This window comes from Streptomyces sp. CHD11, assembly GCF_018638295.1.
Taxonomy (GTDB): domain Bacteria; phylum Actinomycetota; class Actinomycetes; order Streptomycetales; family Streptomycetaceae; genus Streptomyces.
Genome location: NZ_JABTTS010000008.1, coordinates 113,716 through 125,621, shown reverse-complemented (window position 1 = coordinate 125,621; position 11,906 = coordinate 113,716). Strand labels below are relative to the sequence as shown.

Below are 11,906 nucleotides of genomic sequence, written 5' to 3'. Positions count from 1 at the left end.
GTCACCCCGCCACCTTCACGGTCGTGGTCGCGCCCCACAGGGCCAGCGACAGGAAGAAGTCGGTGACGCTGATCAGCACGATGGCGTTGCGCACCGACCGGCCGACGGCGACACCGACACCGGCCGGGCCGCCCGAGGCGCGGAATCCGTAGTAGCAGTGGGCGAGGATCACCATCACGCTGAAGATCAGCACCTTCAGTACGGAGAGCAGCACGTCCGTCGGGGAGAGGAAGAGGTTGAAGTAGTGGTCGTACGTCCCCCGGGACTGCCCGTTGAACAGGACGGTCACGTAGCGGGAGGCGAGGTAGGAGGAGAGCAGCCCGATCGCGTAGAGCGGGACGATGGCGACGACGCCGGCGATGATGCGGGTGGTGACCAGGTAGGGCATGGAGCGGATGCCCATGCCCTCGAGTGCGTCGACCTCCTCGTTGATGCGCATGGCGCCGAGCTGGGCGGTGAAGCCGGCGCCGACGGTGGCGGAGAGGGCGAGTCCGGCGACGAGGGGGGCGATCTCGCGGGTGTTGAAGTAGGCGGAGACGAATCCGGTGAACGCGGCCGTGCCGATCTGGTCGAGGGCCGCGTAGCCCTGGAGTCCGACGACGGTCCCGGTGAACAGCGTCATCGCGATCATCACGCCGATGGTGCCGCCGATGACGCCGAGGCCGCCGGAGCCGAAGGCCACCTCGGCGAGGAGGCGCTGCACCTCCTTGAGGTAGCGGCGCAGGGTCCGCGGGATCCACAGCAGTGCCTTCGCGTAGAAGAGCAGTTGGTCGCCGGAGCGGTCGAGCAGGGCGAGCGGGGAGGCCATCGGACCTCAGCCTCCCTTCGGCGGGACGATCTGGAGGTAGACGGCCGTCATCACCATGTTGACGAAGAAGAGCAGGAGGAAGGTGATGACGACGGACTGGTTGACGGCGTCGCCGACACCCTTGGGGCCGCCGCGCGGGTTGAGGCCCCGGTAGGAGGCGACGATGCCCGCGATGAACCCGAAGATCAGCGCCTTGAGTTCGCTGATGTACAGGTCGGGCAGCTGGGCGAGGGCGGAGAAGCTGGAGAGGTAGGCGCCGGGGGTGCCGCCCTGCATGACGACGTTGAAGAAGTAGCCGCCGAGGATGCCGACGACGGAGACCAGTCCGTTGAGCAGCACGGCGACGCCCATCGCGGCCAGGACCCGGGGGACGACCAGCCGCTGCACCGGCGAGACGCCCATGACCTCCATCGCGTCGAGTTCCTCGCGGATCTTGCGTGAGCCGAGGTCGGCGCAGATGGCCGAGCCGCCGGCGCCGGCGATCAGCAGGGCGACGATGAGCGGGCTCGCCTGCTGGACGACGGCGAGGACGCTGGCGCCGCCGGTGAACGACTGGGCTCCCAGCTGCTGGGTCAGGGAGCCGACCTGGAGGGCGATGACGGCGCCGAAGGGGATCGAGACGAGGGCGGCGGGCAGGATGGTCACGCTCGCGAGGAACCAGAACTGCTCGACGAACTCGCGGAACTGGAAGGGTCTTCGGAAGACGGCGCGGCTGACCTCGGCGGCGAGCGCGAAGAGCCGGCCGGTCTGCCGCAGCGCACCGGTGATCATGCGCCGCTCCCGGCGGCGGGCATCGTCAGGGTGGCCGCCCCGGCGTTCGCCGCGTAGGTGTCCCGGATGGCGGAGCGTGCGGCGGGCGGCAACGAATCGATCATGCCCATGACTCGCTCGCGCCGGCGGGCGACGGCCCGTCGCGCCGGGAGGCCGGGCGACGGTTCGAGCTGCGGGACGATCACCCGGGGCCCGGCGGGGCGGGCGGCGCCGGCCTCCGCGGCGAGGGTGGCCGCGTCCTTCTCCTCGGACATCCCGATGGGCCCCTCGCGCCGGCCGCCGAGGAACTGGGAGACGACCGGCTCCTCGCTGGTGAGCAGCACCTCGCGCGGGCCGAAGGTGACCAGCTCGCGCCGGAAGAGCATCCCCATGTTGTCGGGCACGGTGGCGGCGATGTCGAGGTTGTGGGTGACGATCAGCATCGTCGCGTCGATCTGCGCGTTCAGGTCGATGAGCAGCTGGGAGAGATAGGCGGTGCGCACCGGGTCGAGTCCGGAGTCCGGTTCGTCGCAGAGGATGATCTGCGGGTCCAGGACGAGCGCGCGGGCCAGACCGGCCCGCTTGCGCATGCCTCCGCTGATCTCGCCCGGGAGCTTGCCCTCCGCGCCCAGCAGCCCGACGACCTCGATCCGCTCCATGACGGTGCGGCGGATCTCGGACTCCTTCTTGCGGGTGTGCTCGCGCAGCGGAAAGGCGATGTTGTCGAAAAGGGACATGGAACCGAAGAGGGCACCGTCCTGAAACATGAGACCGAACAATTTACGGGTCTCGTAGATATCCCTTTCGGGACTGTTCACCATGTCCACTCCGTCGATGAGGACACGGCCTTTCTCGGGTTTCAGCAGACCTATGAGCGACTTCAGGAACACGGTCTTCCCGGTGCCGGACGGGCCCAGCATCACGCTGACCTCTCCGGCCGGAAGAGTGAGTGACACGTCCCGCCAGATGCTCTGCTTACCGAAGGACTTGGTCAGACCCTCGACCACTACTTCGATTCCCATATCACCTCCAGCGGACGTTCATCGAATAGGCGCTGCGGGCGCACGTTAGGTCGTCGCGGAGCACGCCGACAACGGGTGCGGCACGGATCACCTCCGGCTCGTGCGAACTTGTCACCGCGCAGACAACTCACCGGTCCCGTACTTGTCTCCGGGGAGACAGGGCGGGGTCCCGCGTCTCCGGGGGGTGTGGATGCGCGAGACCCCGCCGACGAACGCCCGGACCCGCGGGAGGGCGGGCCGGAAACCGTCCGTCAGAGCTCCGGCCGGCGGGGGCCACCGACCTGGAACCGAGCACTGCACCGGCACGTTACGGCCGAGTAACCTCGCCGGGCAACACCGGAATCCGAGTTTTCCGGGATACCTACTTCAGCCATGCGAAACCTGTCATCGCGGGCACAAAAACGCGTCGGTAACTTGTCGTCCGGTGAGCATGAGGGACCGGTGCGGTCGGCGCCCCGGCGCCGTTCACACCGCACCGGCCGCTCTTTACCGATTTGGCATCAGGTGACTAAGGTGAGGGGCCGACCACTCACCCGGGAAACATCTTGTTCCCTTTTCAAAAGAATCATGGACCGTCGCATTGTTCGGCTAAGTTTACCGCCGGTAACGTCATGGCTCATGGACGGTCGACGTCCAGCCGCGGGCCGTACTTCCGCTCCCTCTCCCACTTCGGTGACGGCCCGTCTTCGCCGGTCAACCCTCAAGGAGACAACCGAGCCATGAAGACCTATCTGAAAAGATCAGCAGTCGCGGCGGGTGCGGCCGCGGCCGCACTGGCCCTCACCGCCGGTACCGCCTCCGCGGTGCCCTCCACGGTGTGGACCGTCAGCCCCTCGCCGGCCGCCTTCCAGGCCGTGAACGTCGGCAACATCGTGCTGACCGCCACCATCCCGATGACCTGCACGGCGTCGAACGCGAGCGGGACGATGGCGAGCACCACCGGCAACCCGGGGGACGTCGCCGACATCAGCACCATGAACTTCGGTTCGTCCGGCGCTCCGTGCACCAGCATCCTGGGCAACGTCACCACCGTGGCCGTCACCCCCTGGGATGTCGTCGCGGTGGACTACAACGCCGCGACCGGCGTCACCAAGGGCTACGTCGGCAACGTCAAGGCCAACGTGAGCGCCGGCATCTGCAAGTTCACGGTGGCGGGCCAGGCCTCGGCCACCTACACCAACGGCACCGGCATCCTGGCGGTCAACAGCGTCGCCGGTGAACTGACGGTCAGCAACCCCGTCAACTGCGGCGCCATCGTCACGGTCAACACCAAGCCCACCTTCAAGGGCAACTACGCCGTCAAGGTGGCCGGCACGAACACCATCCCGACCATCGTCGGTTCCAACCCGTAGGCCGCCACCCGCTCACCCCGCCCGGCCGGCACCCCGGCCGGGCGTTCGCGGGCTCCGCGCCGGATCCCGCCGACACCGTCCCTTCCGCCGAGCGGAGTTGTATGAGAGCCCCACGTGCTGCCGTCCCGCGGCCACGCCGAGCGCGCGCCAAGCTCACCTCGATGGCCGCGTTCGTCGTGCTCGCCGCCCTGGTCCCGACCGCTGCCTCGGCCACGGGCACCCAGGAGGTCGACGCCGAACTCCCCTACGTCTGCGCGCTCCCCTCGGGGGAGTCGCCCGCGACGGTACGGATCTCGGCGGACTTCCCGCAACGGGTGAAGGCGGGCGAGGCGTTCTCACCCACCGACGTCACGACCACCGTGGAGCTCCCGGCCCAGGCGGTGGCGGACCTCGCCGCGCGCGACGCGGCCGAGGTGCGCCCCGAGACCCGGCTCGCCGTCGGTGTGGCCCAGGACTCGGCCTCGGCGGCGGCGACCTGGCGGGGAAGCTCCGAGCCCGTCGCCCTGCCGGCGTCCGGGCCCCTGACGCTGACCATGAAGGGCGACGTCCCCTCGGTGGCGGGCCGCAGCGACGGCGACCTGACCTTCACCGCCGGGGGCCTGGCGCTCGACCTGACGCTCGACCTGACGCTCGGCACGGCGGACGGCACAGCGGACAGCACCGCGGACGGCACCGGAAGCAGCTCGGGAACCGGCTCGCTCACCCTCGACTGCGCCCTCGCCGAGGACGCGCCGGACAACGGGCTGCTGGCAGTCGTGCCGGTCGGTCCTCACGCACCGGGGTCCGGCGGCTCACCGTCCGCACCGGCGTCCGACGGCGCGTCCCTGCCACCGGGGAGCGAACCCCAGGACCAGCAGGGCGACCGGTCGCCGAGCGCGCTGGAGAACTCACCGGGCACCGCCGCGGACCGTGACGTGCCGCCGTGCCGCTACGACGAACAGCACCCGCCCACGCCGCAGTCACTCAACGCCTACGTCACGGGCTACGCCAACGTGAAGAAGCAGAAGGGCGCTTCGTACCTTCCGCCGTCCTGCGTGCTGGTCGAAGGGGGAGAGTTCCAGCCCCCGCCCGACGAGCCCTTCGACCCGGAACACCTGGTCATGGAGATGACGGCGTACGGCCAGTTCGATTACCAGGGACGCAAGGAGACGCCGCCCTACGACAGCACCTTCCTCTCCTTCGACTTCGCCCCGGTGAAGGCCACCATGGTCCTGAAGCAGACGGGTCCCCTGCGGATCGACGCGCGGATGAAGATGCGCTTCTCCGACTTCTTCATCACCACGGTGAGCCACGTACGGGTTCCCCTGATCGCCCAGGTCACCGCTCTCGAGGTCAACGGGGTGCCCCTGGACGTCGGTTCCGGTTGCCGGACCGAGAAGTCCCTCACCTCCGCCGACCCGGACCCGGCGAAGCATCCCGGTGACCATGTGGTGCTGTACGGCAAGGCCGAACAGGTCTTCGGCGAGGACTCCACCGGCTACACGATCCTCACCGGCGGACCGCTGTCCGGCGAGGTGACCATCCCGGCCTTCACCGGCTGCGGCACCGACGGCGAGGACCTCGACCGTCTGCTCACCGCCTCCGTCTCCGGTCCCGGCAACTACATCAAGCAGGTCCAGGGCCAGACGTGCACACCCCTCGTCCCGGTCTTCGAGACCCCGGAGACCCGGGGCCAGTGCACGCAGGACCTCCAGCCCTACCAGATTCCGGTCGCCGAACGCTGAACCGTCCCGCCCTCCCACCTTCACGAACCCACGAATCCACGGACCCACGGACCCACGAAAGGTCATCCCCATGCCCCGGCTCTCCACCCGCACCCGACTCGCCACCGTCTCCGCGCTGACCGCGCTCGGCGCCCTCGCCTCCCTGGGTACCGCGACCGCGGCCGAGCCCACGCTGAACGGCGAATGGGCCCCCTTCACCCGCTGCCCCGTGGACCACCCGGCGATGCTGACCGCCGACGGCTTCGACAGGACCCCCCAGTGCGTGGTCTCCACCTCGGCCAGAGGCTCCATCAAACTGGGCGACACCACCGTGGTCACGGGGAGGACCAGCCTCCAGATGGGCGTCGTGCAGAACGGTGACGGCACCAGCACCGTGGTGGCACCCGACTCCGGCGCGCTGGTCGCCGAGCCCGCCACCGTGCCCGGCGGGCTGCTCGGCCTGATGTGCCCGAGCGACATCTTCGTGATCACGGGCATCTGCAAGTCACTGGAGAACTCCAGCCTCAACAAGATCACCGCGACCATGGAGTCCGTCGGCGCACCCTACGCCTTCGACCAGACCGCGGGCGCCCTCACGGACCTGCCCATCGTCGCCCTGCCGGTCCGCATCCACCTGGAGAACCCGCTCCTCGGCAGCAAGTGCTACATCGGGACGGCCGCCGACCCGATCGTGCTGCGCCCCGAGAACCGCGACTACCCGGCGTTCGGCATGAGCTTCTTCCAGGGCGACGGCACCCCGGACCCGGCCGGTGAGATGAGCCGGATCGACCTCACCGGCGCCCCGCAGAACGACAGCACCTTCGCGGTCCCCGCCGCCACCGGCTGCGGCCTGAACGTCGGCCTGATCAACGCCGCGGTGAACGCCAAGACCGGCCTGCCCTCGGCCGCCGGGCACAACAGTCTCACCCTCGAGAACACCCAGACCCACCTCACCGGCCTCAACGCGCCCGGGACCGCCGCCCCGGACGCCGGCCGGATCCTGGCGGAGAACTGGCACTCCGCCGTCGGATAACAGGACCCGCGGGGCCGGCTCCCCCACGGCCGCCCCCGCCACCGCCCGTCCACAACCACCCACGGACGCGCACGACCGACACCGCTTTCTCACCAGGACATGTACAACCCAACCAAGTTGATTTACCGTCAGCTGTCCAGACCGGTGACCACCCAGAGGAACGGTCCGGGTACTGCCCGACGCGGGCGGGACCCGGCCGCCCCCGCCACCGGACATGTCGGAGAGCAAGGGAACACTCATGCCCTCAAGTGCGCGTCCTTCGGTGCTCGGTGAACCACTCGACCCCCTCCCCAAGCAGTTCGCGGCCTTCATGCGGCCGCAGCTCCCGGGACTGCTGAACGAGATACGGACCGAGGTCACCCGTGCCTATCCGGTGTACGGCAGGCTGCTCAACGGCCCGGACGGCGACGCGATCCGCCAGGGCGTCGAGCAGGCGCTGACCGCCTTCGTGGACCGGGTCGCCGATCCGTCCAGCAGCTCCGAACTGCGGGACGAACTGCTGCGCAGATTCGGCCGGGTGGAGGCCTACGAGGGCCGCGACCTGGAGGTCCTGCAGGGCGCCTACCGGCTGGGCGCCCGTATCGCGCTGCGCCGGGCGAGAACGCTGGGGCGGCAGTACAGCCTCTCCCCCACGCTCATCCTCGGTTTCGCCGACGCCCTGTTCGCGTATGTCGAGGAACTGGAGGCGGTCACCCGCGAGGGGTTCGCGGAGGTACGGGAGAGAGCGGCCACCGAGGAGTCGGCGTTACGAAGACAGTTACTGCACGTCCTCCTGTCCTCCTCGCCCCTCCCCCGGCCGGCCGTCTCGGAACTGTGCAAGGCCGCCGCCTGGGAGCTGCCCACGTCGTGTTTCCTGGTCGCCCTGCGCCCTCCGGTGCCGGAACACATCCAGGCGGGGCTCGACCGGGACGTCCTGGCCGACCTGGACATACCGCAGCCGCATCTGCTCGTCCCCGGGGACCTCACCCCCGAACGGCTCGACATGCTCCGCACCGCCCTGGCCGGCACCCGCGCCGCGGTGGGTCTGACCGTGCCGGTCGCGCAGGCCGCCGATTCCGTCCGCTGGGCCCGCCGGACGCTCCAGCTGGTCGACGACGAGGCCGTGCCCGACGCCCCGCTCGTCCGCTGCGAGGATCATCTGACGACCCTGTGGCTGCTCTCCGACTCCGCCCTCGTCGACCGGGTCGCGGCACGGGAGCTGGCCCCGCTCGACAAGCTGACCGCCAGGCGGCGCGACCGGCTCGTCGAGACCCTCCGGGTCCACGTCTCCACCCGGGCGCCCGCGGAGCAGGTGGGCGAAATGCTGGGCGTGCACGCCCAGACGGTCCGCTACCGCCTGCGGACCCTGGACACCTATCTGGGCGACCGGCTCGCCGACCCCGACCACCGCTTCGCCCTGGAGGTCGCGCTGCGCGCGCTGCACCTGCGGAGCCACGACAGCGCGGAATGACCCCCGCGGCAGGCGGCGGAGCGGGCGGGACCGTGCGCGAGCGCGCCGGCCCGCCCGCCCCCCGGGGACGGTTCAGTCGTCCGGGCACTCCATCCACGCCATGTGGTACGTCGTGCTGATGTCGCCGTCCGTGGAGTCCATGGTCATGAAGCTGACCCGGTCGGGCGACGAGGTCCCGGCGCTCACGCGCAGCTCCGTGTTGATGTTGAAGTTGCGCTGGACTCCGCAGGGCGCGTAGACCAGCTGCGCCCAGTCGGTCTCGTCCGTGGCCTGCCAGTTGTCGTCGTGCGGGCCCGCGAAGGCGTGGGTGCGGTACTCCGTGTTCGGGGAGCCCTGGAAGTAGTACGACGCTCTCTGCGTGCCCTTCGCGCCGGGCTGGAGCGAGGCGAAGCCCCGGTAGTCCGCGCTGGCGATGGCGTAGGTGAAGCCCTGGGGGACGTGGACCAGCAGGCTGAGCTGGCAGTTCTTGCGCGACGCCGTGGGGTCGGAGTTCCCGCCGGCCTGGGCGAGGTAGTCACTGTAGGTCACGGTGAAGGCGGTGTTGTCGGCCGAGACGGCGACGGCCGCCGTGCCCTGGGGGCATCCCGATCCGTTCACTGTGGCGACCTTGATGACGATCTTGTCCGGCGGCGGGTCCTCGAAACCGGTCGACGGGTTGTGCGCGGGTATCGCGGCGGTGAGGAGCGCGGCCACCGCCGCGCTCATGAGCATGCCACCAGCCATGATTCTCCATCCTCGAGTGGGGGGTGCGGTTTTGGTTGAAGCGTCATGCACATGCCAAGTACAGCGGCACGCGCTCCCGGCTTTCGTGAAGGAGGCATGAAGGTGCGGTGAAGACCGGGAGTGCTCGCATCGTACGAACCCCGCGGCCGCCGGACAGCGCGAACTTTGGCCATTCACTTCTGCCATGACCCGTCAGGACACAAGGGGCGTACCGGGAGGTGCGTGTGAACAGAACGTTCCCGTTCGTGGACAATGGCCCACCAGCACCACGCGCGGCAGGACCACAGGAGGGCGCTCCCTTGGAGCTCAGCAGGCGAACCTTCACCGCCCTGGCCGGCACGGCGGCGCTCGGCGTCGCGCTGGCCGGCAGCGGCGGAGCGGTGAGCGGACCGCAGGGCCCGCGCGTCGTACCGACCGGACCGCCGCCCCCCTTGCCGAGCGCCGACGGCAGACGGCACCGGGTCGGCTTCGACCGGCACTCCCTGCTGGTCGACGGCCGGCGCCTGATGCTGTGGTCGGCCGAGCTGCACCCCTTCCGGCTGCCGAGCCCGTCCCTGTGGCGGGACGTGCTGCAGAAGCTGCGCGCCCACGGGCACAACGCCGTCCAGGTCCCCGTGCCGTGGAACTACCACTCCCCCGCGCCCGGGAAGCACGACTTCACCGGGGTCCGGGATCTGAACCTGTTCCTGGACACGGCCGCCGAGGAGCGGCTGTACGTCGTCCTGCGCCCGGGTCCCCGCCTCGGCCCCGATGTGGACGCCGGGGGCCTCCCCGGATGGCTGACCACCGTCGGGGCCACCGCGCGGAGCGACGACCCGGAGTATCTGCGGCACGCCGACGCCTGGCTGAGCGCCGTCCACTCCATCGCCGTCCGGCACCTGTACACCGCGGGCGGCGGCACCGTACTGCTGTACCGGCTCGAGGACCCGGCCGGGGGGCCCGCCGACCCGGCCGGACACGCCCTGACGGCACGTCAGTACGCGAAGGCACGCGCCGACCGCATCGACGTACCGCTGTTCCACGGCGACGGGGTGTTCGTGCCCCACGGGAACGGCAGGCCGACGCCCGGGTTCCGTGTCGGCGCCGGGTACGAGCGGAGCGGCCACCTGGGCGACCTGGCCCGGGGGATCACCGCGCAGCACGTCCGTCCGGTGTTCGGCGGCACCTCGTGGGGCTGGCTGCCCGGCTCGGACGGCCACGTCTCCTCCGGTCCGGGCACACCGATCGACGAGGGACGCCGGCCCACACCCCGGCTGGCCCCGCTCCAGCAGTTCGGGCACCTGGTGCGGACGGTGCCCGACCTCGCCCGGCTGGTCCCGGCGGAGGCGGTGCGGGCGGCCGACCGGCGCCTGACCGTGGACCACCTGACCAACCCCGACACCGGCGCCCAGGTGTACGTCCTGCGCAACGACACCGGCGAACGGGTCGACTCGATGCTGCCGGACACCGGGATCGAGGTGCCGGTCAGTGTGGCACCCAACGACGCCAAGCTGCTCGTCTCCGGGCTGGACCTGGGCCGGCGGAAACTCGCGTACACCACCGCGCAGCCCATGCTGAGCATGGCCGCCGGGCGGGTGGACGTCGCCGTGTTCGTCGGCCGCGAGGGCGAGACGGCCCAGGTCGCGCTGGACTGTGACCGCCAGCCGAACGTCGACCGGGCCGACGACGAGCCCGCCTGGACCTACGGGCGGGGCAGGCTGAACGTCGTCGTGCCGCTGGGCGTGGGCGGGCTGAGCCGGGTCCTCGTCAAGAAGGGGGACTCCGACACACCCATGGTGCTGCTGTTCGCCGACGACGCGACCGCGCTGCGCCTGTGGCCGTACGAGACCCCGTCCGGCTCCCTGCTGGTCTTCGGCCCGGCGATGCTGCGCTCCGCGACCCTGCGCGGCTCCACCGTCCACCTCGTCGGTGACGTCGAACAGGACACCGGGGTGGAGGTCTGGGGACCGCGCGGGATCACCGAGGTGACCTGGAACGGGGAGCCGGTGCGCACCTACCTCGGCCGGGCCCGGAGCCTGGTGATGGACGGGCTGATGCCGGACGCGCCGGGTGTGGAGCTGCCCGGACTGGGCGGCTGGCGGCGGCGTGAGGGAAATCCCGAGGCCCGGCGGGACTTCGACGACTCGGGGTGGACGGTCGCCGACCGGACGTCGTCGCACAGTGTCACGCCCGTGCCCGGGGGCGGACCGGTCCTCTTCGCGGACGACTACGGCTTCCACTACGGCGACGTCTGGTACCGGGGCCGGCTGACCGACACCCGCGGCATCACCTCGGTGTCCCTGTCCTACAGCACGGGGGCGCACGGTCTGCTGATGGCCTGGCTGGACGGACGTCCCCTCGGCACCCATCGCATGCCGGCCCCGGACGGGGAGGCGGCGGAGCAGGGGACATGGACGGCCACGGCCGCCTTCGCCGTGCCGGAGGGGCTGCGCACGCGGGAACGGCATGTGCTGTCCGTACTCGTCCGGCCGATGGCGCACGACGGGGGCGGGCGGGCCCGGGACGCCCACACGGCCGCGCGCGGGCTGACGGCCGCCGGGTTCGGGGGCGGCTCACCGAGCGTGGAGTGGCGGATCCAGGGGGCCCCGGCACCGGACCGGGTGCGCGGGCCCCTGAACAACGGCGGGCTGCACGGGGAGCGCGAGGGCTGGCACCTGCCGGACCACGACGACCGGGAGTGGCGGACCGCCGACCTCCCGCGCGGCGAACGGCGGCAGGGCGTGACCTGGTACCGCACGGACTTCCGGCTCGGTATCGCGCCGGACATGGACGCCTCGGTGGGGCTCACCCTCAAGGACGATCCGGAGCGCGCCTACCGCGTCCAGGTCTTCCTCAACGGCTGGAACATGGGCCAGTACCTCAACGATGTGGAGGGGCGGCACACCTTCGTCCTGCCGAACGGAATCCTGCGCACACGGGGCCGCAACACCCTGGCCCTTGCCGTGCTGTCCGATGGGACCACGCCCTCGGGACCGGGCGAGGTACGGCTGACGCTGCTGGGTGCGGCGCGGGGCGGAGTCCCGGTGAAGGCGGTGGAGGCGGCGGACTCACCGGGAGGGTGAGCC

At 70.8% G+C, this 11,906-nt stretch carries 9 protein-coding genes; 5 read left to right on the top strand and 4 right to left on the bottom strand.

The window, feature by feature from the left end; genetic code table 11:
* Position 1 precedes the first annotated feature (1 nt).
* The 3 genes from HTV45_RS10385 to HTV45_RS10375 are packed head-to-tail and all read right to left on the bottom strand — an operon-like array spanning position 2 to position 2,580.
* Complete coding sequence (locus HTV45_RS10385; RefSeq protein WP_215205391.1) at positions 2 to 808, bottom strand: ABC transporter permease; 807 nt, start codon at positions 806 to 808, stop codon at positions 2 to 4.
* A gap of 6 nt (positions 809 to 814) precedes the next feature.
* Positions 815 to 1,579 carry an ABC transporter permease gene (locus HTV45_RS10380; protein WP_215205390.1) on the bottom strand — a complete coding sequence of 255 codons (765 nt, stop codon included), beginning with the start codon at positions 1,577 to 1,579 and terminating at the stop codon, positions 815 to 817.
* Complete coding sequence (locus HTV45_RS10375) at positions 1,576 to 2,580, bottom strand: ABC transporter ATP-binding protein (RefSeq protein ID WP_215205389.1); 1,005 nt, start codon at positions 2,578 to 2,580, stop codon at positions 1,576 to 1,578. Before HTV45_RS10375 ends, HTV45_RS10380 begins: the two co-directional genes overlap by 4 nt.
* Before the next feature lie 719 nt (positions 2,581 to 3,299).
* On the opposite strand from HTV45_RS10375, the gene HTV45_RS10370 reads away from it, so the two are divergent.
* The 4 genes from HTV45_RS10370 to HTV45_RS10355 all read left to right on the top strand — a co-directional run bounded on the left by HTV45_RS10370 (position 3,300) and on the right by HTV45_RS10355 (position 8,118).
* Positions 3,300 to 3,932, top strand: coding sequence for a hypothetical protein (locus HTV45_RS10370; protein WP_215205388.1), 633 nt, complete (start codon positions 3,300 to 3,302; stop codon positions 3,930 to 3,932).
* Positions 3,933 to 4,093: 161 nt separating this feature from the next.
* Positions 4,094 to 5,656, top strand: a complete 1,563-nt coding sequence (locus tag HTV45_RS10365) for a DUF6801 domain-containing protein (RefSeq protein ID WP_368860816.1) — start codon at positions 4,094 to 4,096, stop codon at positions 5,654 to 5,656.
* Between the two features lie 70 nt (positions 5,657 to 5,726).
* Complete coding sequence (locus HTV45_RS10360) at positions 5,727 to 6,668, top strand: hypothetical protein (protein WP_215205386.1); 942 nt, start codon at positions 5,727 to 5,729, stop codon at positions 6,666 to 6,668.
* A 238-nt stretch (positions 6,669 to 6,906) separates the two neighbouring features.
* Entirely contained in the window at positions 6,907 to 8,118 is a 1,212-nt protein-coding gene (locus tag HTV45_RS10355) for a helix-turn-helix domain-containing protein (RefSeq protein ID WP_215205385.1), read from the top strand.
* A 72-nt stretch (positions 8,119 to 8,190) separates the two neighbouring features.
* Here the strand turns inward: HTV45_RS10355 and HTV45_RS10350 are convergent, their stop codons facing one another.
* Positions 8,191 to 8,841, bottom strand: a complete 651-nt coding sequence (locus tag HTV45_RS10350; RefSeq protein WP_215205384.1) for a DUF4360 domain-containing protein — start codon at positions 8,839 to 8,841, stop codon at positions 8,191 to 8,193.
* A gap of 299 nt (positions 8,842 to 9,140) precedes the next feature.
* Here HTV45_RS10350 and HTV45_RS10345 point away from each other — a divergent pair, with 299 nt between their 5' ends.
* Entirely contained in the window at positions 9,141 to 11,903 is a 2,763-nt protein-coding gene (locus HTV45_RS10345; protein ID WP_215205383.1) for a beta-galactosidase, read from the top strand.
* The last annotated feature ends 3 nt before the right edge of the window (positions 11,904 to 11,906 follow it).